Origin of the sequence: Delftia sp. PE138 (assembly GCF_018320755.1) — a bacterium.
Taxonomy (GTDB): Bacteria; Pseudomonadota; Gammaproteobacteria; order Burkholderiales; family Burkholderiaceae_C; genus Comamonas; species Comamonas tsuruhatensis.
Genome location: NZ_JABEPN010000015.1, coordinates 1 through 22,969 on the forward strand (window position 1 = coordinate 1; position 22,969 = coordinate 22,969).

At 69.2% G+C, this 22,969-nt stretch carries 22 protein-coding genes; 14 read left to right on the forward strand and 8 right to left on the reverse strand.

Annotated features, from left to right (window positions below):
* Positions 1-1,188 (reverse strand): RHS repeat domain-containing protein (locus HFGMBDPB_RS28595; RefSeq protein WP_212646741.1); only part of this gene is annotated, 1,188 nt, incomplete at its 3' end.
* A gap of 257 nt (positions 1,189-1,445) precedes the next feature.
* On the opposite strand from HFGMBDPB_RS28595, the gene HFGMBDPB_RS28600 reads away from it, so the two are divergent.
* Both HFGMBDPB_RS28600 and HFGMBDPB_RS28605 read left to right on the forward strand, forming a co-directional pair.
* Positions 1,446-2,348 carry a LysR family transcriptional regulator gene (locus HFGMBDPB_RS28600; protein ID WP_016453252.1) on the forward strand — a complete coding sequence of 301 codons (903 nt, stop codon included), beginning with the start codon at positions 1,446-1,448 and terminating at the stop codon, positions 2,346-2,348.
* A 2-nt stretch (positions 2,349-2,350) separates the two neighbouring features.
* Entirely contained in the window at positions 2,351-2,854 is a 504-nt protein-coding gene (locus HFGMBDPB_RS28605; protein ID WP_016450580.1) for a hypothetical protein, read from the forward strand.
* A gap of 1 nt (position 2,855) precedes the next feature.
* On the opposite strand, the gene HFGMBDPB_RS28610 is transcribed toward HFGMBDPB_RS28605, so the two are convergent.
* The gene (locus tag HFGMBDPB_RS28610) at positions 2,856-3,395 is read right to left on the reverse strand and encodes a pyridoxamine 5'-phosphate oxidase family protein (RefSeq protein ID WP_046241376.1); all 540 of its coding nucleotides are present in this window, start codon (positions 3,393-3,395) and stop codon (positions 2,856-2,858) included.
* A gap of 227 nt (positions 3,396-3,622) precedes the next feature.
* Between HFGMBDPB_RS28610 and HFGMBDPB_RS28615 the strand changes: the two genes are divergently transcribed.
* The 3 genes from HFGMBDPB_RS28615 (at position 3,623) to HFGMBDPB_RS28625 (ending at position 6,550) form a co-directional block, all read left to right on the forward strand.
* The gene (locus HFGMBDPB_RS28615) at positions 3,623-5,314 is read left to right on the forward strand and encodes a long-chain fatty acid--CoA ligase (RefSeq protein WP_016450578.1); all 1,692 of its coding nucleotides are present in this window, start codon (positions 3,623-3,625) and stop codon (positions 5,312-5,314) included.
* Between the two features lie 143 nt (positions 5,315-5,457).
* The gene (gene blaOXA / locus HFGMBDPB_RS28620; RefSeq protein WP_212646742.1) at positions 5,458-6,270 is read left to right on the forward strand and encodes a class D beta-lactamase; all 813 of its coding nucleotides are present in this window, start codon (positions 5,458-5,460) and stop codon (positions 6,268-6,270) included.
* Between the two features lie 61 nt (positions 6,271-6,331).
* A complete protein-coding gene (locus HFGMBDPB_RS28625) occupies positions 6,332-6,550 on the forward strand; it encodes a hypothetical protein (RefSeq protein ID WP_016450576.1) in 219 nt (72 codons plus the stop codon).
* A gap of 87 nt (positions 6,551-6,637) precedes the next feature.
* On the opposite strand, the gene HFGMBDPB_RS28630 is transcribed toward HFGMBDPB_RS28625, so the two are convergent.
* The 5 genes from HFGMBDPB_RS28630 to HFGMBDPB_RS28650 all read right to left on the reverse strand — a co-directional run bounded on the left by HFGMBDPB_RS28630 (position 6,638) and on the right by HFGMBDPB_RS28650 (position 12,173).
* Positions 6,638-7,537, reverse strand: coding sequence for an NAD(P)/FAD-dependent oxidoreductase (locus HFGMBDPB_RS28630; RefSeq protein ID WP_212646743.1), 900 nt, complete (start codon positions 7,535-7,537; stop codon positions 6,638-6,640).
* Positions 7,524-8,009 carry an Rrf2 family transcriptional regulator gene (locus HFGMBDPB_RS28635; protein WP_016453247.1) on the reverse strand — a complete coding sequence of 162 codons (486 nt, stop codon included), beginning with the start codon at positions 8,007-8,009 and terminating at the stop codon, positions 7,524-7,526. Before HFGMBDPB_RS28635 ends, HFGMBDPB_RS28630 begins: the two co-directional genes overlap by 14 nt.
* Before the next feature lie 71 nt (positions 8,010-8,080).
* Positions 8,081-9,073, reverse strand: coding sequence for a tripartite tricarboxylate transporter substrate-binding protein (locus HFGMBDPB_RS28640; protein ID WP_016450573.1), 993 nt, complete (start codon positions 9,071-9,073; stop codon positions 8,081-8,083).
* A 47-nt stretch (positions 9,074-9,120) separates the two neighbouring features.
* Positions 9,121-10,269: a porin gene (locus tag HFGMBDPB_RS28645; RefSeq protein WP_016450572.1), complete on the reverse strand. Its 1,149-nt coding sequence runs from the start codon at positions 10,267-10,269 to the stop codon at positions 9,121-9,123.
* A 194-nt stretch (positions 10,270-10,463) separates the two neighbouring features.
* Positions 10,464-12,173, reverse strand: coding sequence for a tannase/feruloyl esterase family alpha/beta hydrolase (locus tag HFGMBDPB_RS28650; RefSeq protein ID WP_160854530.1), 1,710 nt, complete (start codon positions 12,171-12,173; stop codon positions 10,464-10,466).
* Between the two features lie 195 nt (positions 12,174-12,368).
* On the opposite strand from HFGMBDPB_RS28650, the gene HFGMBDPB_RS28655 reads away from it, so the two are divergent.
* Positions 12,369-13,256: a 4-hydroxyphenyl-beta-ketoacyl-CoA hydrolase gene (locus tag HFGMBDPB_RS28655; protein ID WP_016450570.1), complete on the forward strand. Its 888-nt coding sequence runs from the start codon at positions 12,369-12,371 to the stop codon at positions 13,254-13,256.
* Positions 13,257-13,262: 6 nt separating this feature from the next.
* Here HFGMBDPB_RS28655 and HFGMBDPB_RS28660 read toward each other — a convergent pair whose 3' ends face one another.
* Positions 13,263-13,763 (reverse strand): MarR family winged helix-turn-helix transcriptional regulator, encoded by a 501-nt coding sequence (locus tag HFGMBDPB_RS28660; RefSeq protein WP_016453244.1) that lies wholly within the window; start codon positions 13,761-13,763, stop codon positions 13,263-13,265.
* 216 nt (positions 13,764-13,979) lie between these two features.
* Here HFGMBDPB_RS28660 and HFGMBDPB_RS28665 point away from each other — a divergent pair, with 216 nt between their 5' ends.
* The 8 genes from HFGMBDPB_RS28665 to HFGMBDPB_RS28700 all read left to right on the forward strand — a co-directional run bounded on the left by HFGMBDPB_RS28665 (position 13,980) and on the right by HFGMBDPB_RS28700 (position 22,969).
* Positions 13,980-15,809 (forward strand): CocE/NonD family hydrolase, encoded by a 1,830-nt coding sequence (locus HFGMBDPB_RS28665; protein WP_212646744.1) that lies wholly within the window; start codon positions 13,980-13,982, stop codon positions 15,807-15,809.
* 51 nt (positions 15,810-15,860) lie between these two features.
* Positions 15,861-16,487 (forward strand): TetR/AcrR family transcriptional regulator, encoded by a 627-nt coding sequence (locus tag HFGMBDPB_RS28670; RefSeq protein ID WP_043790249.1) that lies wholly within the window; start codon positions 15,861-15,863, stop codon positions 16,485-16,487.
* Entirely contained in the window at positions 16,484-17,533 is a 1,050-nt protein-coding gene (locus HFGMBDPB_RS28675) for a DUF418 domain-containing protein (RefSeq protein WP_043790250.1), read from the forward strand. Before HFGMBDPB_RS28670 ends, HFGMBDPB_RS28675 begins: the two co-directional genes overlap by 4 nt.
* Before the next feature lie 218 nt (positions 17,534-17,751).
* Positions 17,752-18,870 carry a LuxE/PaaK family acyltransferase gene (locus tag HFGMBDPB_RS28680; RefSeq protein ID WP_212646745.1) on the forward strand — a complete coding sequence of 373 codons (1,119 nt, stop codon included), beginning with the start codon at positions 17,752-17,754 and terminating at the stop codon, positions 18,868-18,870.
* Entirely contained in the window at positions 18,867-20,363 is a 1,497-nt protein-coding gene (locus HFGMBDPB_RS28685; RefSeq protein ID WP_212646746.1) for an acyl-CoA reductase, read from the forward strand. Before HFGMBDPB_RS28680 ends, HFGMBDPB_RS28685 begins: the two co-directional genes overlap by 4 nt.
* A 1-nt stretch (position 20,364) precedes the next feature.
* Positions 20,365-21,150: an ABC transporter ATP-binding protein gene (locus tag HFGMBDPB_RS28690; RefSeq protein WP_016453238.1), complete on the forward strand. Its 786-nt coding sequence runs from the start codon at positions 20,365-20,367 to the stop codon at positions 21,148-21,150.
* Positions 21,147-21,908 (forward strand): ABC transporter permease, encoded by a 762-nt coding sequence (locus tag HFGMBDPB_RS28695; protein ID WP_212646747.1) that lies wholly within the window; start codon positions 21,147-21,149, stop codon positions 21,906-21,908. The genes HFGMBDPB_RS28690 and HFGMBDPB_RS28695 overlap by 4 nt, the downstream gene beginning before the upstream one ends.
* 38 nt (positions 21,909-21,946) lie before the next feature.
* Positions 21,947-22,969 carry an ABC transporter substrate-binding protein gene (locus HFGMBDPB_RS28700; protein WP_209672901.1) on the forward strand — a complete coding sequence of 341 codons (1,023 nt, stop codon included), beginning with the start codon at positions 21,947-21,949 and terminating at the stop codon, positions 22,967-22,969.

Here is a 22,969-nt window from a genome sequence, read left to right on the forward strand (position 1 = left end):
GGGCTGGCTGAGGTCCAGGGTGACTTTTTCCTGCTGGCTGTCCGGCGGGCCGCGCACGCTCAAGATGGCGCGGCCGGTGTCGCCGTAGGCGTAGCTGGCGATGCGCTCGTCCATGGGCTTGCCGTCGCTGCCCTGGCCCTGGACGCTGATGCCCGTGAGCAAGGTGGGGTGGCGCGGGTCCTCATAGTGGTAGTGGCGCTGGACCGGGGCTTGGCCATCGGCCGATGGGAGGCTGACCTGCACGAGGCTGGCGTTCAGCTTGGCCTGGGGCTGGGTGCTGCCGGGCAACGGTGCGCTGCCGTGGCGGTAGTCGATGCGGCCCAGCGGGGTGTCGATGGCCTGCACGCCGGTGAAGCTGCCCTCGCCCGAAGCTTGGGCGTAGTGCAGGCGCAGGCTGCGGCCCTGCGGGTCGGTGACCTTGAGCAGGCGGTTGCCCTTGGCGTTGTAGTCCAGGCGGACCTGTTCGCCCGAGGGCAGGCTGATGCGGGTCAGGCGCCCCCGGTGGTTGAAGCGCAGCTCGCGCCCGTCCATCCATTGCCAGGTGTAGTGCCGTTCCTGGCCGGGCTTGGTTTCCTTGGTGCCCTTTGTATCCGGGCCTTCGATGCGCACGATGCCGTTGCCCGGCTGCTCGCTGGCGCACAGGCTGGGATGCTCGCGCAGCTTGCTGAAGATGATGCGGGTGCCGTCGGCCTGCACGATCTGCAGGTTGGTGGGGTGGTCGTACAGGCGGGCCTCGTAGCTGAGCAGCCAGCCGCGGCCGAGCAGGCCTGGCGGCACGTAGGCCCGGCTGTAGCTGCTGTTGTAGTGGCGCACGACTTCCAGGCCGAGCACGCCTGGCAAGGCGGGCATGTCCACTTCGCGCTGGTATTTGTTGCCGTTGATGAGGTGGATTGGGTTGCCTGCGCCCTGGTTGGTGCTGCTGGAGTTGCCCTGGGTGGCGGGGCCGGCGCCGCCGCAGGGGCTGCCGCCGGGCGTGGGGGTGCAGGTGCCGCCGCCCGAGCTGCCACCGCCACCGCCGAGGTCGATGCCGCCGCCCGCGCCGGGGGCGCAGCTTTGCACGGTGGGGTCGCATTTGCTGGAGCCGCCGCCCAGGTTGGGGGCGGCAGCCGCCAGGGTGGGCGTGGCCTGGGCCAGCAGTGCGGCAATGCATAGCAAGGCGCTGCGCAGCAGCGTGTGCCGTGGGTGCATGTGAGTTTCTCCCTCGGGATTTTTAGGAATCTCGGGCAGGAGGCGGCCATGCGTCTGGCGGGGAGCTGGTGGAGGCAAGCCTGTGTCCGGGTTGCCGGTCAATCTAGGCAGCTGCGGCGTGCTTGTCTCTAGGAATAGTCTGTTTCTGCGGCCCAAGGGGAGGAATGGGTCGGAAAAGGGGCTGGCGTGGGGCTGTGGCGCAACGGAATGCGGCCGCCCGCATGCCCCACAATCCCCGCCAAAGGAGTGCACGGGCAATGGACAGATGGCAGGCCATGCGGGTGTTTTGCGGCGTGGTGGATGCGCAGGGCTTCACGGCGGCGCAGGACAGGCTGGGCATGACGCATTCGACCGCCTCGCGCCATGTCAAATGGCTGGAGTCGGAACTGGGCACGCAGCTGCTGCAGCGCAATTCGCGCGGGCTGAGCCTGACCGAGGCGGGGCGCAGCTACTACCTCAGCTGCGTGCAGTTGCTGGAGCAGCTCGATGCGGCCGAGGCCGCGCTGGCCGTGCGCCGCGCACGCGTGGCGGGCGTGCTGCGCATCACGCTGCCGCTGGCCGTGGGCGCCATCGAGCTGGGCGACTGGCTGCCCGAGTTCGAGCAGCAATTCCCGGATCTGGAGCTGCAACTGCTGTGCACCGACCGGCTGGTGGACTTGGTGGCCGAGGGCGTGGATGCAGCCGTGCGCATCAGCCGGCAATTGCCGGACAGTGGACTGCAGGCGCGGCTGCTCACGCATTCGCCTCTGGTGCTGGTGGCTTCGCCCGCCTATCTGATGCGCCACGGGGTGGTGCAGGCGCCAGAGCAACTGGCCGCGCACCGCGCCCTGGCCTTTGCTGCGGGTCCGGCCCAGCTGCGCTGGAGCGTGGTGTCCGGGCAGGGCGCTGTCACCGAGGTCCAGCCGCTAGCGGCATTGCGCACCGATTCGGTGGCCACCATCTTCGAGGCTGCACGCGCGGGGCGGGGCATTGCGGCGCTGACCTGGCATACCGTGCGCTCGGCCATCGAGCGCGGCCAGCTGGTGCGGGTGCTGCCCTGTTTTCATCTGGGGCAGTACAGCTACCACGCGCTGTATCCGCGCACGCGGCATCTGCGCCCGGCCGTGCGTGCCTTCGTGGATTTCATGGCACGGCGCTATCGGCAGGGGCCGGGGGACTGAGCATGGTGTTCTGGAGCCGGCCGCTCGATGCGCAGGAACAGGCCTTTGTGCGCACGCACTTCGGCGCCTCGCTGGATGCGCTGCTGCCGCGCATGCGCCTTTATCTGCGCCGCCTGGGCGACACGCGCAGGGCGCTGTCCATGAATGGCGGGCGCATCTTCATGCCGCGCGCCTTTTTCATGCAGTCCGATCCGCGCCAGCCGCTGCGCCTGTCGCATCCGCAGATCGCAGGCATCTTTGCCCATGAGCTGCTGCACCAGTGGCAGCGCCTGCAGGGCATGCCCGTGACGCGGCAGGCCGCCTGGCTGCAGTTCAAGGCGCTGTGCACGCGCGGTGATCCCTATGCCTACGAGCGCTGCGACGATCCCCGGCGCATGCTGCAGCGCTTTGTCCATGCCCAGGTGGAGCAGCAGGGCCAGATGTGGGAGGACCATGTGCGCGCCTGCGTGGCGGGGCAGGGCGATGCGGCGGGCGCCCTGATCGCGGCCCACGTGCGGGGCACGTGAGTCAGCTGGGCTGGATGCTCAGTGCTTCGATCAGGTCATGGGCCGACACATCGCGCGCCGCGCCAAAGCCCGCCACGTGCCGGGCGATGGATGGCGTGATGCAGACAAAGCGGAAGTCGCCCAGATCGGTCATGAACGCGGCTTCGGGGAAGCGCAGCACATAGCTGTCGCGCGCGCCATCGGCCAGCACGCTGCCGGGCGGAGGTGTGCTGGCCACGCCTTCAATGGCCACGCGCTCCAGTGCATGCACGCCCTCGCCGTCCACTTCGGCCGCGCACACCAGCAGGCTGACGGCCGGGTGCAGTTCCATGGCCCGCGTGTGCGCTGCCAGTGCGCTGACGTGCAGCACAAAGCAGCCAAACTGCGCATTCCAGGCCCAGGGCACCATGGACAGACGGGGAGCGGGCAGTGCATCGCCAGCCCCGGGGGCAGGGGAGTCGGCGGGCTGGGTGGCCAGGGCCGCGCTGCGGCGGCGGGCCAGCAGATCGCGCAGCGACAGCTGCAGGCGGGACAGGTGGGGCATGTCGGGCGTGGAGGGCATGGCGCCATCGTACCCGTGGCGTACTTGTGGCGTTCGCGTGGCCGGCTTGCGAAAGCACAAGGCGAGTTGCGGTGGCACCGGTATGCCATGGGCGCTCAAGCGTCACTTTGGCGACGATTCCCTGGGGCCTTCCCCAATGCCGGGAACCGGGTGTGCGCCTAGCCTCGCTGGCAAGGCGGATTGCCGCCGTCCGATCCACTCACCGACCATTCAACGCCCATCCGTCCATGTCGACCCTGCCCGCGCACCACGCCTTCTGGCCCAGCCGTCTGCCCCATTCCATCACCGTGCCCGCCACCAGCGTATGGGAGAACCTGGCCGTCAACGCGCGCCGCTATCCCGACAAGCCGGCCATCCGCTACTTCGGCAGCTCCATCAGCTACCGCGAGCTGTGCGAGGGCACGGAGCGCATGGCGGCCTACCTGCACAGCCTGGGCGTGCAGCGCGGCGACCGCGTGATCCTGCTGATGCAGAACACGCCTCAGCTCATCCTGGCGCACTACGCCATCTTCCGCGCCAATGCCGTGGTGGTGCCGGTCAATCCCATGAACATGGCCGAGGAGCTCAAGCACTACATCACCGACGCCGACGCCAAGGTCGCCATCACCACGGCCGACCTGGCCCCCGAGCTGGCCAAGGCCAGCAACGCGCTGGCGCCGGGCCAGCGGCTCGATCACCTGATCGTCACCCAGTTCACCGATGCCTTCGATGCCGGTGTGCAGGGCGACGATGCGCCGCCTGCGCAGTGGCACGACTGGCTGCTCACCCGGCGCGAGCCGGCTGTGCTGGAGGGCGGCAGCGTCCACACCTGGCAGCAGGCCCTGGCCTGCACCGACGCTGCGCCGCCCCATGTGGTGGGCCGCGACGACATGGCCGTGCTGCCCTACACCAGCGGCACCACGGGCCACCCCAAGGGCTGCATGCACCCGCACCGCTCCATCAACCACAACGCCGTGGCCGGCAGCTACTGGGGCAGCGGCACCAGCGAGGCGGTCGTGCTGGCGGTGGTGCCCATGTTCCACATCACGGGCATGGTGTCGGTACTGCACACGGCCATCTTCATGGGTGCCACCGTGGTGGTCATGCCGCGCTGGGACCGCGAGCTGGCCGGGCGGCTGATCTCGCGCTACCAGGTCACCAGCTGGACCAACATCCCCACCATGGTCATCGACCTGCTGGGCAGCCCCAACTTCGCACAGTTCGACCTCACCAGCCTCAAGTACATCGGCGGCGGCGGCGCGGCCATGCCCCAGGCTGTGGCCCAGCGCCTGCTGGAGCAATACGGCCTGCGCTTTTGCGAGGGCTACGGCCTGACCGAGACCGCTGCGCCCACGCACAGCAACCCGTCCGAGCACCCCAAGCAGCAGTGCCTGGGCATTCCCTTCATGAGCACGGAGGCGCGCGTCATCGATCCTGACACCGGTGCCGAAGTGCCCCAGGGTGAGCAGGGCGAGATCGTGGTCCACGGGCCCGAGGTCTTCGACGGCTACTGGAAGCGCCCCGACGCCACGGCCCAGGTCTTCATGGAGATCGACGGCAAGCGGTTCTTTCGCACCGGCGACCTGGGCCACGTGGATGAGGACGGCTACTACTTCATCACCGACCGCCTCAAGCGCATGATCAACGCCAGCGGCTTCAAGGTCTGGCCGGCCGAGGTCGAGTCGCTGATGTTCCGCCACCCCGCCATCCAGGAAGCCTGCGTGATCTCCACCCGCGACGCCTACCGGGGCGAGTCGGTCAAGGCCGTCGTCGTGCTGCGTGCCGGCAAGGAAGACACCACGGCCGAGGACATCATCCAGTGGTGCCGCGAGAACATGGCCGTCTACAAGGCGCCCAAGGTGGTGGAGTTCGTCAAGGCCCTGCCCAAGAGCGGCAGCGGCAAGGTGATGTGGCGGCAGTTGCAGGAGGCGCAGGCGTAGCCCCGCGGGCAGTTCCCATCCATGGGCAAGTCCCACACGCGCTTGCCCAGGGCGTCGTGGGGCTGTTTGCTGCAGGGGCTCTGCAAAGGCTGCGCGCGCATCTATGATCGCGCGCCAGATACGAACACCGCAGCGCACAGCACATGCATAGATTTCCTGGGACCGCTGCCACGGCCGTGGCAGCTTTTTTTTGGGTTTCCGTTCCCGCCCCCGTTGTCGCGCACGAACTGTGCACCCTCGTCGCCGACGCCGACACGGGCCAGTCCCTGGTGCACAGCGGCCCGGCCTGCGCCGAGCGGGTCACGCCGGCCTCCACCTTCAAGATCGCCATCAGCCTGATGGGCTATGACGCCGGCATCCTGCAGGACGAGTCCCGGCCCGCGTGGCCGTACCAACCGGAGTATCCGGACTGGGGTGGGGATGCCTGGCGGCGCGATATCACGCCCCAGGCGTGGATGAAAGACTCGGTGTTCTGGTACTCGCAGCAGGTGGTGATGCGTCTGGGCCAGCAGCGCTTTGACGCCTACGTGAAGGCCTTCCGCTATGGCAACGAGGATGTCTCTGCCGTGCCAGTGGCCGACCCGGGCCACAACGGCGTGTGGGTGGTGTCTTCGCTGCGCATCTCGGCGGCCGAGCAGGTGGCCTTCATGCGCAGGATCGTGCGCCGGGAACTGTCTGTGAGCAGTCAGGCCTTCGACATGACTGCGCGCATCACCCGGCACCCCGTGCCTGTGGACGGCTGGACCGTGCATGGCAAGACGGGCACGGGCTCGCCGGGCAGCGACAACCGCTACGACGCCAGCAGGGCCTATGGCTGGTACGTGGGCTGGGCCACCAAGGACCAGCGCAGGCTGGTGTTCGCCACGCTGATCCAGGACGAGCAGGCGCAAAAGCCCAATGCCGGCCTGCGCGCCCGCGATGCCCTGCTGCAGCGACTGCCTGCCGTGGACCGCTGACAATGCACGGGCCGTTCCTTTTCCGTACACCTTCCGCACACGAGCGACAGACCGACACCCGATGAAGACCATTGACGAAATGCTGAACCTGGACCTGCTCACCCCCGAGCAGCACGTTGAGATCAGCGACTGGATCGCCCGCGCGAACTCCCCCGAGGAAATACTGCAGATGCCGGCCCCCCTGTGGCAGGCCGTGGAGCGGGCCAGCGAGGCCATGGGCGTCAATGCCGATCTTCTGCGGCCGCCCGCGCTGGATGCGGGCGGCGCGGTCTTCGGATAAAGCGTGCTACGCCTCGTCCCGGACCCCTTTCCCGGCTTTCACGGGCACATCAAAGTGCATAGCACGCTCTAGGGCAGGCGCCGCAGTTCACCATCCCATCATCGACCGGTGCGCGCCAATGCCGGCCATGGCGCCATCGCTCACGGCCATGGCCACGTTGCCGGCCGCGCGGGTCGCGTCGCCACAGGCGAACACGTTGGGGACGCTGGTGGCCTGGCCTTCCGCGACCTTGATGAAGGGACCCATGGGGCCTTCTTCCAGGGCGCAGCCCAGCTGTTCGGCCACGGGGCTGGCGATGCGGGTGCGCGGCTGGGTGAACAGGCCATCCATGACCAGGCGGCGGCCGTCCTGCAGCAGCACGTCGGCCCGGCCTTCCAGGCGGGCGATGGGGGTGGCCTCCACCTGCGTGCCGCGGCGTGCGAAGGTGGCCAGCTCATCGGCACTTGGCGCGTAGGCGCCGTTGAGCAGCAGGGTGGTCTGGCCCCAGTCGGGCAGCATGACGGCGTGGTGATGGGCCAGTGCCGAGCTGGCAATGATGCCGATGCGGCCCGCATTCATCTCGTAGCCGTGGCAGTACGGGCAATGGAAGACGCTGCGGCCCCAGCGCTCGGCCAGTCCCGGCACGGGCGGCAGGCTGTCATGCACGCCCAGCGCCAGGACGAGGCGGGCAGCGCTGATGGCGGTGCCCGCTGCATGGAACTCCAGCCGGCCATCGGGCGCCACGCGGGCGTCTTCGGCCGTGCCGTCCAGCCACTGCACGGTGGGGTAGGCCATCAGCTGCTGCCGGGCCTGGGCGGCGATCTGGGCGGGGGCGACGCCATCCTGGGTGAGAAAGCCGTGCGATGTCTCGCCGGCCTGGTCCACGAAGCGGTTGCGCCGCAGCCCGGCATCGACCACCAGCACCTGGCGGCGCGCACGCGCCAGTTGCAGGGCGGCGGACAGGCCGGCATAGCTGCCGCCGATGACGGCGAAATCAATGTGTTTCATGCTGGTGCTCCTGCAGTTGGTACCAGCCCTGGCCGCCCGCTGCGCGGTGGCGCGCCAGGCGGGCATGGAAGTCCTGGGACAGGGCAGCCAGCGTCACCGAGCCCAGCCGCGCGAGCAGGGCGGCCTCGGCTTGCTGCACCGCGTTGCTCAGCGCTTCGTTCACGGCCTGGGCGACCAGGCATTCGGGCCGGTCTTCCCTGAAGCCCAGCGACACCAGATCAGGGGCGCCCAAGGCTTCATGCACGTCGCGCAGCGTGGTGCGGTCCAGCTCGCAAGACAGCACCCAGCCCCCGCCATGGCCTTTGGCGGAGGTGACAAGGCCTGCATCGCGCAGGCCCGACATCAGCCGGCGCAGCACGACCGGGTTGGTCTGCAGCGCGGCGGCGAGCATGTCGGAGGTGGCAGGTCCATCGCCCTCGGCCATGTGCAGCAGCACATGCAGGACGTCCGAGAATTGGCTGTTCTGTTTCATGCAACATTATTTGTTGCATGAGTGTGGCCTTGTTTCGCGAAGGGATATGGACCTGCCGTCCGGGTGCGCCATCAGGACTCGCCCGTGAACCCGATCTGCTTGACCAGCGAACTCCAGCGCTCGAACTCGGCCTGCTGGTCGGCGGCCATCTCCTGCTGCGTGCTGCCGCGCGCCAGCAGGCCCAGGGCCGCCAGCCCGTCGATCACGGCCTTGTCCTTGAGCGCGGCGGTGATGGCCGCGTTGGCGTTGGCAATGGTGGCGGCCGGTGTCTTGGCGGGCGCGTAGAACCCGAACCATTCCTCCACCGTGACATCGGGAAAGCCCAGCTCGGTGAAGGTGGGCACCTCGGGCAGGAAGGGCGAGCGCTGCCTGCCCGAGGTGGCCAGCACGCGCAGGCGGCCGGCCTTCAGGTACTGCAGGTAGTCGCCGCTGGGGTTCATGGTGGCCGCGATCTGGCCGCCCACCAGGTCCGTGATGCTGGGCACGGTGCCGCGATAGGGCGCGTGCTTGAGCTCCACGCCCGAGCGCAGGCCCAGCAGCGCGCCCAGCAGGTGCGGCATGGAGCCCGCGCCCGGCGAGCCGAAGCTGGCGCGGTCGGGGTTGGCCTTGGCCCAGGCCAGGAAGTCCTTGAGCGTCTTGACCTCGGCCGGCACGGCGGGGCCCACGGCCAGGCCGTGGTAGATCACGGCGCCAATCGATACGGGCGTTGCGTCTTCGGGCCTGTAGGTCAGCTTGGGGTAGATGTGGGGATAGACCGAGAAGGCCGATACGGGGGCCAGTGCCAGCACGGAACCGTTGGGCGGGGAGTTCTTCAAGGCCTCCACCGCGATGCGGCCTCCGGCGCCGGGCTTGTTCTCCACAAAGCCCGGGCCCTTGCTGTAGGGCGTGCCGCCCAGCCGCTCGGCCACGCGGCGGGCCACGCTGTCGCCCGAGCTGCCGGCCGGAAAGCCGTACATGATCTTGACCTGGTCCAGTGCCTGGGCCAGGGCTTGCAGCGGTGACAGCGAGCCCAGGGCGGCGGCGCTGCCCAGGGCCTGGACGAAATGACGGCGATGCATCTGCATGGGATGTCTCCTGGTGAATATGGGAAAGGCAGGCGGATGGAAGCGGCTCAGAACATGTGGCGGATGCCCACGTTGATGCCGGTCTGCGAGCGTCCCGGCGCGGTGTTGCTGCCCGGCGCGCCGCCGCTGACCGAGACGGTCGCCAGGCGGTCGTTGCGGATGTGGCCGAGCTGCGTGTAGACGGCCGTGCGCTTGGACAGGTTGTAGATGGCGCGTGCCACCAGCAGGTCGGAGTCGTAGCCCGACACGCCGCGGTAGCGCAGCGTGAGCCACTGGGTTTCGAGCACCAGGGCCTCGGTGACCGGGTAGGAGGCGCCCACGTACCACAGGTTGCTGCGTGGCTTGACGGCGTCGCCGTCGTTGTCGCGGCGCAGCAGGCCGCCGCCGATCTTCACGCCGGCCAGCTTGAAGTAGCCGCCCAGGTGCAGGCGCTCGTCATGCTTGGCGCTGGAGTTCATGCCGCCGAACACCGGGTCGGTGGACGAGGCCGGCGTGCGGCCGTTTTGCTGCTCGTAGCCCAGCGCCACGCCCCAGGCCGGTGTGTCGTACTTGGCGTACAGCGACCATTGGCGGCAGGCCTGCGTGTCCGATCCGCTCTCGCCCGGGCAGTTGGTGCCTGCCGGGCTGGGGCCGGCATTGACGGTGTCACGCCCGAAGCTGTAGCCCGCGCCCAGTGCCAGCCCGCCGAAGTTGCCGCGCCAGGCCAGCATGTTGTCGGCGCGCGAGTTGGGAATGTAGGCGTCCAGCGAGCCCATGGCGAAGACGGCTGGGCCGATGATGTCCGAGTCCAGCAGCGACCAGAACAGCATGGAGTTCTGGCGGCCCATGGTCAGGCTGCCCCAGTTGCCGCCCAGGCCCACCCAGCTTTGGCGGCCAAAGCCGCGCCCGCCCTGGTTGAAGGTGCCCTGGTCGGGCGCAAAGCCCGACTCCAGCGTGTAGATGGCCTTGAGGCCGCCGCCCAGGTCCTCGCTGCCGCGCAGGCCCCAGCGCGAGGGCACCATGCTGGTGGTCGATGGCATGCGGCTGAGACCGCCGCCCGCCGCCACATTGTTCAGGTGCTCCACGCCCACATCGACGATGCCGTAGAGCGTGACGCTGGAGGTGCCTTGCGCGAAGGCGCCGAAGCTGGCGCCGGAGCCGGCCAGGGCCAGCACGGCGGTGGCCGCCAGGGTCCGCGGGGATGGGGTGGTTTTCATGGTGATGTCTCCTCTGGTTTGAAAAATCGTTGCCGTCTTGGCGTGGGTGTCCGCGCGCCTTTTCTCGGGCGCAGCGGGGCCCGGCCCCGCCGGGGGCGGGACTGCGGACAAGGGGTGGATGGGGGCGGAGGGGGCGTGCCGTTCAGGTGACCTTTCAGGTGACCGTTCAGGCGCCGGCCGCCTTCAGTGCATGGTCAGCGGCAACTGAAGCTGGCAGCGCTTTCCATGTCGCCGCTGCCGTTGTAGCGGGCGGCCAGCGGATGGGGGCACAGCGGCCGGGTGCGCGTGGGCGACCAGTTGGCGGGCAGGTCGGCGTTGGCGCCGCCCGCGTTGCCCGCGCCGCGCGCACTGGCGATCACGCGGTCCGGCGCCTGGCCTTTCTCCACCCAGGCCACGAGGGAGCTGAGCATGTCGAACTGATCGGTGGCCGGGCCGCCGCTGCAGTGGTTCATGCCGGGCACCAGGTACAGGCGGGCGAAGTCGGCGGCGTCGCCATGGTTGCGGCGCAGCGTGTCGTACCACTGCACGGTGTCATCGCTGGAGAAGATGGGGTCGGCCGTGCCGTGGTAGACCATGAGCTTGGCGCCCCGGTTGCGCAGCACGGGCAGCTTGCCGTAGTCGGGCGGCATCATCAGCGACAGGCCGCTTTCCGTGAAGGTGCCGTTGGTCGCCTGCACCTTGGCCAGCATGCTGTCCACGCTGCCGTTGAGGGCGAACTGCGCGTCGTTGAAGCTGGCGGCGCTTTCCGGCGGCGTCTGCCAGATGAAGGCCACGGCACCGGAGTCGCGGCTGATGGGGTTGGAGAATTTCCAGCCGGCCCAGCCGGCCGTATCCAGGCCCGCGTCATATGGGAAGCTGCTGTAGATGCGGCTGCCGCCGCTGGTGGTGGCGCCCTTGAACAGGCCGGCAATGGTGCTCTTTTGCTCGGCGCTGAGGCAGCTGCCGTCGCGCGCACCGCCGCAGGTGGGCACGTCGCGCGACAGGTCGAAGCTCGCCTGGCAGGCTGCGCCGGCCTGCACCATGCCGTCGGTGGCCCCGTCCAGCGCATCGCACCGGGCCAGCACGGCCTGGCTGACCAGGCGGCGCTCGGCCTGGGTGAAGCCCGTGCCCAGGTCCGAGGGCGTGGTGGCCAGCTTCGCATAGCCCTGGGCGCCGGCAATGTTGGCAATGGCCGCCAGCGGCAGGCGCGTGCCGGGGTTGCCGGCGATGATGCCGTCGTACTGGTCGGCATAGCGCGAGGCCGCCACCATGGCGTGGCGCCCGCCGTTGGAGCAGCCGCCCAGGTAGGAGCGGTCAGGCCCCTTGCCATAGGCCGTCTGCAGCGCGCTGCGCGCCATGGGCGTGAGCTTGCCCACGGCCTGGTAGCCATAGTCCAGCCGCGCCTGCGGGTCCAGGCCGAAGAAGGGACCCAGGCTGCCTGCATGCCCCGCATCGGAGCTGAGCACGGCAAAGCCCATCTGCAACGCATTGCCCAGCGGCCCGCCGCCCAGCGCGCCCACGGCCGTGCTCACGACGCCGTCCAGCCCGCCGTTGGCCTGGTAGAAGAAGCGCCCGTTCCAGTCGCGCGGCAGGCGCATCTCGAAGCCCACGGCGTAGTTCTGGCCATCCACGGTGCTGACGCGCTCGTGCATTCGGCCGGTCACGCGGCAGTGCTCGGCAATGGGCTTGCCCGCCACCGCCAGCGTGCCGGCGGCCACGGTCTCGGCGGCGGTGATGCGGGTGTTGGGGAAGGATATTTTCGCGGCCAGGTCCGTGCACGACAGCAGCGTGGCGGGGCGGGCCTCGGCCAGCTGCGCAATGCCGTCGCTCGAGCCGCCGCAGGCCGACAGCAGCAGGGCGGGCAGGGCGGCGGCCAGCGCGGCCGGCAAGGCGCGGGAACGGGTCTTGTGGATCTTTCTGTCCATGTCTGTCTCCTCGGAAGGTGGTGTGAAGCCTCAGCGCGAATCCGTTGCGTGGCAGCCGTTGCCTGCATCTGCATCGCTTTCTGATGGCCGCGATTTTGGTTATATTTAATAACCAATTCAAGCGGCCTTTGCGAATTTCTTATTGGGACTTCCCCTTGATTGCGGGGCAGGCAGCAGGCCGCACAGGAGACAGACATGGACCACGAAAAACTCATTGCCATCGACATCCACACGCACGCCGAGGTGAGCTGCTGGAACCCGTTCGACAACTACGGCGAGGAGTACGACCGCGCCGCCGACAAGTACTTCGGCAACGGCCGGCGCCCGACCATCGCCGAGACTGTTGCCTATTACCGCGAGCGCAACCTGGGCCTGGTGATGTTCACGGTGGACAGCGAATCGCAGCTGGGCCGGCGCCGCATTCCCAACGAGGAGATCGCCGAGGCTGCGCGGGCCAACAGCGACATGATGGTGGCCTTCGCCAGCATCGATCCGCACAAGGGCCGCATGGGTGCGCGCGAGGCGCGGCGGCTGATCGAGGAAGAGGGCGTCAGGGGCTTCAAGTTCCACCCCACGGTGCAGGGCTTCCATCCCTACGACCGCATGGCCTGGCCGATCTACGAGGTGGTGGCCGAGCACCAACTGCCGGCCATCTTCCACACGGGCCACAGCGGCATTGGCAGCGGCATGCGCTGCGGCGGCGGCCTGCGCCTGGCCTACAGCAATCCCATGCACCTGGACGACGTGGCCATCGACTTTCCCGACATGCAGATCGTGATGGCCCACCCCAGCTTTCCCTGGCAGGACGAGGCCCTGTCCGTGGCCCTGCACAAGCCCAATGTCTGGATCGATCTGTCGGGCTGGAGCCCCAAGTACTTTCCCCGGCAGCTGGTGCAGTACGCCAACACCCTGCTCAGGGACCGCGTGCTGTTCGGCAGCGACTATCCCCTGATCACGCCCGAGCGCTGGATGAAGGATTTCCAGGAAGCCGGCTTCAAGCCCGAGGTGATGCCCGGCATCCTCAAGGGCAATGCGGTGCGGCTGCTGGGCTTGGACCGGCCCGCCGCGCAGAAGGCGGACTGAGCGCGCTCAGTTGTAGATCTTCTGCAGCAGCTGGATCAGCGTTTTGCGCTCGGCATCGGTCAGGCGGTAGGTGGCATCCATCTCCAGCTGGGCCGCCGTTCTTTCTGCCTGGGCCGTGAGTTCGGCGCCGGCCGGCGTCAGGTGCACGCCCACGGCGCGGCGGTCTGTGGGATGGGGGCGGCGCTCGATGAGCTTGCGCCGCTCCAGCGCGGCGATCAGGCCCACCAGGTTGGGCGGCATCACGTCCAGCGCCGTGCACAGCTGGCGCGAGGTGATGCCGGGGTTGTGGGACACCAGGGACAGCACGGAGAACTCCACCATCTTGAGATCGTGGGTGGCCATGCGCTCCACGAACACCTCGATGATGGACATCGAGGCACGCCGGGCGTTGTAGCCGACCAGGGTGTGCAGGAAAGAGGCGTCGATGGACGGCCCCGGCGCTGTGGTGCCGGACGGGGCCGTGTTCTCTTCGGACGGAGCGGGCTTGGATGTGCGGGCGCGGGGCATGGGTTCAAGGAACTGAAAATCGAATCATAGTGTGGCGCGCGGCTGCCGTGGTTCGGGGCCTAAGGCCGTGGCGATTGGCCGCGTTCGCCTTCAGCCTGTCTTCAGGCGTGCTTCAGCCCCCCTTCAGCCTGCGCGTGCGCCATGCGCCCGGACGGTCCTACATTGCGGCCTGCCCCCTTGCGGGCATGACTGCATCAGCAACCAGGAGGACCATCCATGATGACTTTTCGCCATTCCCGCGCGTGGCTCGGCGCGGCCGGCATCGCCACCCTTGCCCTGGGCCTTGCGGCCTGCGGCGGGGGCTCGTCGGGCAGCACCAACCCCGGGCCGCGCATCTGGGGCTACATCCAGCTGCCTGACGGCAACAAGATGCGCTATTCGGTGGTCTTTCCCAAGGGGCCGGGGCCGTTTCCCGTGCTGATGGAGTACGACGGCTACGGATCGGGCTCGGTCACGGAACAGACCACCCAGGAATGGACCAAGGAAGGCTATGCCGTGATGGGCCTGAACGTGCCCGGCACGGGCTGCTCCACGGGCGAGAACCAGTGGGCCGACGCCTCCGTGGGCGCGGCCGGGGCGCACGCGGTGGAGTGGGCTGCGCGCCAGGCGTGGTCCACGGGCAAGGTGGGCATGGTGGGCTATTCATACTCGGGCTACGACCAGCTGTGGGTGGCGGCCCAGCGTCCGCCCAGCCTCAAGGCGATCGCGCCTGGCAAGAACGTGGCCGATCCCTACCGCGACGTGGCCTATCCGGGCGGCATCCAGAACATCGGCTTTCCCGCCAATTGGTGGGGGCAGTTCCCCGCGATATGGCGCAAGGCCGCCGAGGACGCCAAGGCTCTGGACGGCGATACCGGATGCGCCCAGGTGGTGGAGGACAACATCCGCAAGATCCAGCGCCCCGACCTGGACATGGCGCGCTGGCTGGACGAGGACCGCTTCTTCGGCGCCCGCTTCGCGCGCAAGAGCGCCATGTACACCACGCACCGCATCGACATCCCCACGCTGGGCACCCAGTCCTGGCAGGACGAGCAGGTGGGCACCCGCATGGGCTACTACGAGGACAGCATCGCCCCGGACAAGATGTGGCTGATCAGCTCCAACGGCGACCACCACACCGACAGCGCCCCCTTTATTCGCGAGACCATGAAGCGTTTTTACGCGCGCTTTCTCAAGGGCGAGAGCAACGGCTTCGAGCACACGCCGCGCGTGCTGCTGGCGCAGGAAATGCAGTGGATGAACGGTGGGGGCGACTATGGGCAGCTGCGCCCCTCGGCCGTGGCCAGCTTTGACCGGCTGCCCGTGCGCGTCACGCCCATGACGCTGTGGCTGCAGCCGGGCGGCGGGCTGGGCGATGCGCCCCCGCAGGCCGAGCGCCAATCGGCCAGCTACCGCTACCCGCTGCCGGGCGCCGATGCCAACCATCCCGACGCGGACACCGAGTCCGGCGCGGGCCAATGGATGGCCAGCCCCGCCGGGCAGGGCCTGCTGCGCTTTACCACGGCCCCGCTGCCGCGCGCGCTGAGCTTTTATGGCGAGGCCTCGCTGGACCTGTGGCTCAGCGCCACGGCCGGCGACACCGATGTGCAGGTCACCGTCTCGGAGGTGCGTCCCGACGGCCAGGAGATGTTCGTGCAGCGCGGCTGGCTGCGTGCCTCCATGCGCGCGCTGGACGGCCAGCGCTCCACCGCCTTGCGGCCCTGGGGCGATTTCACCGAGGCCGCCGTGCGCCCGCTGCGCCCCGGCGAGCCCACGCTGATGCGCGTGGAAATCCAGAAGTTTGCCCATGTGTTCCGCGCGGGCTCCAGCCTGCGCGTGACCCTGGACACGCCTTCGCAGACCGGGTACTGGGCCTTCGACCATCTGTCCACGCCTTCGACCAACACCGTCTGGCTGGACCGCAGCCGGCCGTCGAAGATCGTGCTGGGCCACATCGCCTATGCCCATGAGCGGCAGCTGCCGGACTGCCGGCGCATGCTGCGCCAGCCCTGCAGGCCCAACGAGGAGGCCGTTCCTTCGGGCGTGGGCCCCCTGCCGCCGCTGTGATTTCATGCCCCGGTGTTGACCATGAATGAACGTTCGTTCATCATTCGGGGCATGAAAAAGAAAGAAGACATCAGCGAGCGCCGGGCTGTCATCGTGGAGGCCGCCCTGCAGTGTTTCGTGGAGCGCGGCTTTCACTGCACCAGCATGCGCGACATCGCGCAGGCTGCCTCGGTGAGCCTGGGCAACCTGTACAACCACTTCGACAGCAAGCAGGCCTTGATTGCCGAGGTCGCCACGCAGGAGCAGACCGAGCTGCTGCCCTTGCTTCAGGCGCTGGAGCGGGCCGCAGCCCCTTCGCTGCCGGTGGTGGCGCAATTCCTGGCCGCCTACCAGGCGCTGTGCCGTCAGCGGGAATGGGCCGTGCTCAGCGCCGAGTGCCTGTCCGAGATCGCGCGTTCGCCGGGCCTGGCGCCGGCCTTCGAGGCCAACCGCAGGCGCATGCTCGACGGCCTGGCAGGCTTCATGGAGCGCGGGGCGCAGCAGGGCCTCTTGCGGCCCGCCGTGCCCGTGCGCCTGGCCGCGCAATTGCTGCTGGATGCCGTGGAAAGCGATGCGCTGCGCTTTGCGCTGGCGGTGACGCCGCAAGAAGACGCGGGGGCGGATGAAGGGGTCGATGTGCTGCATCCCGCCTTGCTGGCCTGCCTTCTTGGAGGCGAGGCACAGGGAGACGCGACATGAGGCATGCCACCGGCAGGGGCGCCCGCCTGGCGGGGCTGGACCTGGCGCGCTACCTGGCGCTGGCAGGCATGGTGTTCGTCAACTTCAAGCAGGCCATGCATCCCGCGCTGCAGGAGCCGGGCTGGCTGCTGTCGTTCTTCCATTTCCTGGAGGGCAAGGCCTCGGCCACCTTCGTGGTGCTGGCAGGCCTGGGCCTGGTGCTGGCCACGCGCTCGCTGGAGCCGGCCACGGCGCGCCTCTGGACACTGCGCCGCGCGCTGTTCCTGCTGGTGGCCGGTGGCATGAACCTGGTGATCTTTCCGGCCGACATCATTCACTACTACGCGGTGTATTTCGTGCTGGCCATCGCCTGGCTGCAGGCCGGCGCACGGGCGCTGCTGGCCGGCATGGCGGCCGTGGCCGTGCTGTCCGCCTGGGCCTTGCTGCAGCTGGACTACAGCCAGGGCTGGGACTGGGCGAGCCTTTCCTACCAGGGCCTGTGGGAGCCGGCCGGCTTTGCGCGCAACCTGTTGTTCAACGGCTTCCATCCGGTGCTGCCCTGGTTTGCGTTCTTCCTCTGCGGCATGCTGCTGGCGCGCCTGCCGCTGGCCGAGCCGCGCGTGCAATGGGGTCTGGTGGCTTCTGGTGTAGCGATGGTGGGCTTGGCCTGCGCCGTCTCGGCACTTGCGGCACAGAGTGAATGGGCTCCCTGGCTGGCCACCGGCCCCATGCCGCCCGGCCCGGCCTACCTGCTGATGGGCCTGGGCTGCGCCAGCATTGCCATCGGCGCCTGCCTGCGGCTGGCCGACCGCTGGCCCGCTGGACCGTGGCGCGGCCTGCTGCCGGCCGGGCGCATGACGCTGACCCTGTACCTGGCACACATCCTCATCGGCATGGGCCTGCTGGAGGCCATGGGCGCGCTGGACGGCTCACGCAGCCTGCGCGAAGTGGCCGTGGCCGCCGCGCTGTACGTGATCATCGCCAGCCTGGCCGCCTGGGCCTGGAGCAAGAAGGTGGCGCAGGGGCCCGTGGAGTGGGTGATGCGGCGGCTGACGGCACTGGGTTGACGCAGTCTTGCAGGGCGATGGCCCCGGGCCTGCGGCGTTGGCGACCCTGCTGTAAGATAGCCCTCCGCTCCGGGGTGCACGCCAGTGCTGAGATCCACACCCGAGAACTTGAACCGGGTCATTCCGGCGGAAGAAGAGCTTGCACCCCTGCGTGGCCGCCCATGCGCCACGGGCGGGGCGCCTTCGGAGCATCACGTCCCAGCTCTCGAAGGAATTCCATGGACAAGGCCCGGCCCCAGGCGGCTTCTCTGGTCGCAGACCTGCTTGCATTCATCGCCATGGACGGCTGCACCGACGAGCAGTTCGATGCACTGGCCCTGCGGCTGTTCGCCTACCAATACGAATCGAATGCGCCGTTTCGCAGCTTCTGCCAGCGGCGCGGCGCCACGCTGCGCAATGTGAAGACCTGGAGCGACATTCCCGCCGTGCCCATCGATGCGTTCAAGGCCATGGAGCTGCGCAGCGAGCCGGCCTCGCCCGCGGAGCGCGTGTTCATGACCAGCGGCACCACGGGCCAGGCCAAGGGACTGTCCGCGCGCGGGCGCCATTTCCATCCCGCGCTCGATGTCTACGATGCGTCGATGACGCGCAACTTCGCGCAGCGCTTCATGGCCGGGCACGAGCGCCTGCCCATGGGCATCCTCTTTCCCGACGAGCAGGCCATGCCCAACTCTTCGCTGGCCCACTACCTGGCGCTGGCCAAGACGGAATTCGGCACTCCCGACAGCCGCTACTTCCTCACCCCCGACGGCCTGGACATGCCCGGCCTGTGCGCCGTGCTGGAGGAGTCCGAGCGCAGCGGCCGCCCCTATGCGCTGCTGGGCGCCAGCTTCAGCCTGGTGCATGTGATGGACGCACTGCGCGAGCAGAGCCGCAGCTTCCGTCTGCCGCCGGGCAGCCGCATCCTGGACACGGGCGGCTACAAGGGCCAGTCGCGCGAGCTGCCGCTGGAGGATTTCTACGCCGACCTGTCCCGGCTGCTGGGCGTGCCGCGCAGCCACTGCATCAACATGTACGGCATGACCGAGTTGAGCACGCAGTTCTATGACGACGGCAATGACACGCTGCCCTCGGTCAAGTCGGGGCCGCACTGGATACGCTCGCGCCTGGTCGAGCCCGTCACCGGCCGCAGCGTGGCGCCCGGCGAGCGCGGCATTCTCGTGCACTGCGACCTGGCCAACTACAACGCGGTCACCACCATCCTCACCGAGGACGTGGGCCTGTGGGCCGGCCATGGCGAGAACAGCGGTTTCCTGTTGCTGGGGCGTGCCGAGGGCGCAGCGGCCAAGGGCTGCTCGCTGGCGGTCGATGAATTCGTGAAGGCCGCTGCTGCATGAACATCGAGCGGATCACGGCCGGCTACCTGCCCGAACTGCCTGGTTTGCGCGAGGACGAGGTGCAGTGGCATGTGCTGCCCTTCGAACGCGGCGGCGTGCGGCTGGAAGTCTCCGTGCCCCTGCTGACCGGCCCGCAGATGCATGCGCTGGCAGCCCATGTGCGCCGTGCCGCCGACCGCCACCTCAGGGCCATGCCCGTGGCCGAGATCATCGACGCCATCGACCGTGCCATTGCCCGCCTGCTGGACCGCAGCGATCCCTATCGGCGCCAGGCCGAGGCCTGGCTGCCCGTGGTCAGCGGCTATGACGCCGACATGGTGCGCCTGGGGCTGACGGGCTTCTTCAAGACCTTCCGCGCCGCGCAGCTGCGGCGCTTCGTGGCCGAGGACTTTGCCAACCCGGCCGTGCTGGACGGCTTCCAGCCCGCGCCCAAGGGCGGCGCGGTGCGCGCCTTCGGGCCCGACCTGCTGATGCACAGCTGGGCCGGCAATGTGCCTGCGCTGTCCCTGTGGAGCCTGGTCTGCGGCCTGCTGGTCAAGGCGCCAGCCATTGGCAAGCTGGCCAGCGCCGAGCCGCTGTTCGCGGGCTGGTTCGCACGGCTGCTGGCCGAGGTGCACCCGCCGCTGGCCGATTGCCTGGCCGTGGTGTGGTGGAGCGGCGCGGGTGGTGTGGATGGGGCGGATGGCGCCGATGGCGTGGATGGCGGTGGAGCCGCCGCGCTCCATGCCGAGGCCGACACCGTGCTCGCCTACGGCGGCAACCAGACGCTGCAGGCGCTGCGCCAGCGCCTGCCCGTGACCACGCGCTTTCTGCCGCATGGCCACAAGCTGGGCTTCGGCATGGTGGGCGCCCAGGCGCTGGACACGCTCAAGGCGCCCGCCGTGGCGCGGCTGGCGGCCTGGGACGTGATGCGCTACGACCAGCAGGGTTGCTACTCGCCCCATGTCTTCTACGTGGAGCGCGGTGCCCCCGTGCCGCCGCGTGCCTTTGCCGACTACCTGGCGGCCGAGCTGGCCAACCTGCAGCGGCGCTTTGCGCGCCGGCCGTTGGAGCTGGAGGAGGGCGCCGCCGTGGCCCGCTGGCAGCAGTCCGTGGAATGGTCGGGTGACGAACAGCAACTGCTGGGTCCGGTGGACGCGCCCTGGAGCGTGGCGTACAGCGACAGCCTGCAGCCGCTGGCGCCCACGGCCCTGTACCGCACGATTGCCGTGGTGGGCGTGGACTGCCTGGATGACGCCGTGCCCGTGGTGGCCGCGCAGCGCGACTACCTGCAGACGGCCGGCATTGCCGCCTCGCCCGAGCAGCTGTACCGCCTGGCCGGCCTGCTGGGCGCGGCCGGCGTCACACGCATCAGCGCCATCGGCTCCATGAGCATGCCCGAGGCCGGCTGGCACCATGACGGCCGCTTCAACCTGCTGGACCTGGTGCGCATGACCGAGATAGAGCAATCTGCCGAGGCGGCGGCGCAGCCGTTTGCGCCGTATGCGGACTGATATGGCGAACCTGCAAGAGGGGACGGACGGGGCTGCAACCATGGCGTTTCTCGATGTCGAGCAAGTGGTCTTCACCTACCCGGGCCGCCCGCCCGTGGTGGACGGCGTGGACTGGCGCGTGCAGGCCGGTGAGGTCCACTGCCTGCTGGGCCGCAGCGGCTGCGGCAAGACCACCTTGCTCAAGCTGGCGGCGGGGCTGCTCAGGCCGCAGTCGGGCCGCATCCTGCTGCGTGGCGCCGAGCTGGCCGAGCCCGGCCCGCAGCTGGGCTTCATGTTCCAGGCGCCTACGCTGCTGGAGTGGCATACGGCGCTGGGCAATGTGCTGCTGCCCGTGTCGCTGCAAAGGCGACCCGCGCCGCAGGACGAACAACGCGCCCTGGCGCTGCTGGAGCAGCTGGGCCTGGCCAGCCATGCGCAGCGCCATCCGCGCCATCTCTCGGGCGGGCAGCAAAGCCGCGTGGCGCTGGCGCGGGCGCTGGTCCTCGATCCGCCGCTGCTGCTGCTGGACGAGCCCTTTGCCGCGCTGGACGCCATCACGCGCGCCGAGCTGCAGGACGACCTGCTGCGCACCTGCCGCGAGCGCGGCACCACGGTGCTCTTCGTCACCCACGACATCAACGAGGCCGTCTACCTGGGCGACCGCATCGCCCTCATGCACGGCGGGCGCATCGTGGCCGATATGGCGGTCGATCTGCCCGCGCCGCGCACCCAGGCCATGCGCCACGGGCCGGCGTTCAACGAACACTGCGCCCGCGTGCGCGCAGCCCTGGACAGGACGGCGGCATGACGATGTCCTTGTTCCATGCCCGCCTGCTGGCCGCCGCGCTGGCGCTGGTCCTGCTGGGCCTGTGGGAGCTGCTGGTGCGGCAATGGGGCCTGTCCGCCCTGGTGCTGCCGGCGCCCTCGGCCATTGCGGCATCGCTGTGGACGGGGCTGGCCACGGGCTATTTCTGGCCGCACATCCGGGCGACGCTCCAGGCCCTGCTGCTGGGGCTGGCGGCCGGCAGCGCGATCGGCCTGCTGGCGGGCATGGCCCTGGCTGAATCCGAGCTGCTGGAGCGTGTGCTCAAGCCCTACGTGGTGGTCAGCCAGGTCGTGCCCAAGCTGGCGCTGGCGCCGCTGTTCGTGCTGTGGTTCGGCTTCGGCATGCTGCCCACGGTGCTGATCACGGCGCTGATCTGCTTTTTCCCGCTGATGGAAAACACCCTGACCGGCCTGCGCCAGGTCGATGCCCAGCGGCTGCAGCTGTTTCGCATGCTGGGCGCCACGCGGCTGCAGACGCTGCTGCGCCTGAAGCTGCCCACGGGCCTGCCCGCCATTCTTGCGGGCCTGCGCGTGGCCGTGGTGCTGGCCCTGGTCGGCGCCGTGGTGGCCGAATTCATGGGCGCCAGCCGGGGCCTGGGCGCCGTGGTCATCGCCGCCCAGGGAATGATGGACACCACCCTCATGTTCGCCGCCCTGGTGCTGATCGCCGCCATGGGCCTGCTGCTGTACCAGGCCTGCCTGGTGCTGGAGCGCCGGCTGCTGCGCTCGCGCGCCGCCTGACCGTCCTGAACACTTCTGAAACCTTTTCCCCAAGCGCCATGCACACACCGCAATCCCCCTTCCTCACCCGCCGCAGCCTGCTGGGCGCCACCGCTGGCCTGGCAGGCTTGGCAGGCCTGACTCTGGCCGGCACCTCGGCAGCGGCCGCGCCCGCCCAGGGCAAGATCCGCCTGGCGGGCTGGAGCAAGCCCATCAGCGAGATCACCAACATCCTGGCCGAGCCCGACAAGGGCTTCTTCAAGGCCCAGGGCGTGGAGCTGGCTTACCTGCCCGGCGCGGGCGGCGGCGACGCCATCCGCAACATGCTCAGCGGCCAGGCCGATGTGGCCTTCACCGACCCCGGCTCCTTCTTTATGGCGCTGGACAAGGGCGAGAAGCTGGTCGCCATCTACGACATCTACCCGCAGAACGTGTTCAACGTGGTCTCGCTCAAGTCGGCCGGCATCCGCAAGCCGGCGGACCTCAAGGGCAAGAAGATCGGCGTCTACAGCCTGTCCAGCGGCACGCGCCAGAACCTGCTGGTGATGCTGCACCAGGCCGGCCTCAAGGAGTCGGACGTGACCATCGTCGTCACCGGCCTGCTCAACTTCGCGCCGCTGATGCAGGGCCAGGTCGATGCCACGGCCGCCACCGACACCGGCCTGGCCGTGGGCCTGCGCAAAGGCATTGGCGAGGTCGATGTGATGCAGGTGCGCGACCACCTCAACATCTCCAGCGACATGTTCGTGGTGCGTGAGGACACGCTGCGCGACAAGAAGGACCTGCTGCGCGCCTTCCTCAAGGGCTACCGCGACAGCGCCGCCTGGATGATGGCCAACCCCGAGGAAGCCGCCACGCTGGCCGGCAAGCACGCCATCGACGGCACCCAGCGCGATATCAACCTGGACGTGATCCGCCTGCGCAATGCGTCTTCGCAGCCGCTGCAGGCCGGCAAGCCGCTGGGCAGCTTCGACCTGGCCGCCCTGCAAAAGGGCGCCGACGCCTACCGCGCGCAGGGCATGGTGCAAAGGCAGATCAAGGTGTCCGACGTGGTGGACACCAGCCTGCTGCCCGGGGCCTGA

Bases quoted from the DNA above. Each gene is read 5' to 3' on its own strand.
- HFGMBDPB_RS28600 (WP_016453252.1), top strand. From the start codon at position 1,446: ATGGACAGATGGCAGGCCATGCGGGTGTTTTGCGGCGTGGTGGATGCG.
- HFGMBDPB_RS28605 (WP_016450580.1), top strand. From the start codon at position 2,351: ATGGTGTTCTGGAGCCGGCCGCTCGATGCGCAGGAACAGGCCTTTGTG.
- HFGMBDPB_RS28610 (WP_046241376.1), bottom strand. From the start codon at position 3,395: ATGCCCTCCACGCCCGACATGCCCCACCTGTCCCGCCTGCAGCTGTCG.
- HFGMBDPB_RS28615 (WP_016450578.1), top strand. From the start codon at position 3,623: ATGTCGACCCTGCCCGCGCACCACGCCTTCTGGCCCAGCCGTCTGCCC.
- blaOXA (WP_212646742.1), top strand. From the start codon at position 5,458: ATGCATAGATTTCCTGGGACCGCTGCCACGGCCGTGGCAGCTTTTTTT.
- HFGMBDPB_RS28625 (WP_016450576.1), top strand. From the start codon at position 6,332: ATGAAGACCATTGACGAAATGCTGAACCTGGACCTGCTCACCCCCGAG.
- HFGMBDPB_RS28630 (WP_212646743.1), bottom strand. From the start codon at position 7,537: ATGAAACACATTGATTTCGCCGTCATCGGCGGCAGCTATGCCGGCCTG.
- HFGMBDPB_RS28635 (WP_016453247.1), bottom strand. From the start codon at position 8,009: ATGAAACAGAACAGCCAATTCTCGGACGTCCTGCATGTGCTGCTGCAC.
- HFGMBDPB_RS28640 (WP_016450573.1), bottom strand. From the start codon at position 9,073: ATGCAGATGCATCGCCGTCATTTCGTCCAGGCCCTGGGCAGCGCCGCC.
- HFGMBDPB_RS28645 (WP_016450572.1), bottom strand. From the start codon at position 10,269: ATGAAAACCACCCCATCCCCGCGGACCCTGGCGGCCACCGCCGTGCTG.
- HFGMBDPB_RS28650 (WP_160854530.1), bottom strand. From the start codon at position 12,173: ATGGACAGAAAGATCCACAAGACCCGTTCCCGCGCCTTGCCGGCCGCG.
- HFGMBDPB_RS28655 (WP_016450570.1), top strand. From the start codon at position 12,369: ATGGACCACGAAAAACTCATTGCCATCGACATCCACACGCACGCCGAG.
- HFGMBDPB_RS28660 (WP_016453244.1), bottom strand. From the start codon at position 13,763: ATGCCCCGCGCCCGCACATCCAAGCCCGCTCCGTCCGAAGAGAACACG.
- HFGMBDPB_RS28665 (WP_212646744.1), top strand. From the start codon at position 13,980: ATGATGACTTTTCGCCATTCCCGCGCGTGGCTCGGCGCGGCCGGCATC.
- HFGMBDPB_RS28670 (WP_043790249.1), top strand. From the start codon at position 15,861: ATGAAAAAGAAAGAAGACATCAGCGAGCGCCGGGCTGTCATCGTGGAG.
- HFGMBDPB_RS28675 (WP_043790250.1), top strand. From the start codon at position 16,484: ATGAGGCATGCCACCGGCAGGGGCGCCCGCCTGGCGGGGCTGGACCTG.
- HFGMBDPB_RS28680 (WP_212646745.1), top strand. From the start codon at position 17,752: ATGGACAAGGCCCGGCCCCAGGCGGCTTCTCTGGTCGCAGACCTGCTT.
- HFGMBDPB_RS28685 (WP_212646746.1), top strand. From the start codon at position 18,867: ATGAACATCGAGCGGATCACGGCCGGCTACCTGCCCGAACTGCCTGGT.
- HFGMBDPB_RS28690 (WP_016453238.1), top strand. From the start codon at position 20,365: ATGGCGAACCTGCAAGAGGGGACGGACGGGGCTGCAACCATGGCGTTT.
- HFGMBDPB_RS28695 (WP_212646747.1), top strand. From the start codon at position 21,147: ATGACGATGTCCTTGTTCCATGCCCGCCTGCTGGCCGCCGCGCTGGCG.
- HFGMBDPB_RS28700 (WP_209672901.1), top strand. From the start codon at position 21,947: ATGCACACACCGCAATCCCCCTTCCTCACCCGCCGCAGCCTGCTGGGC.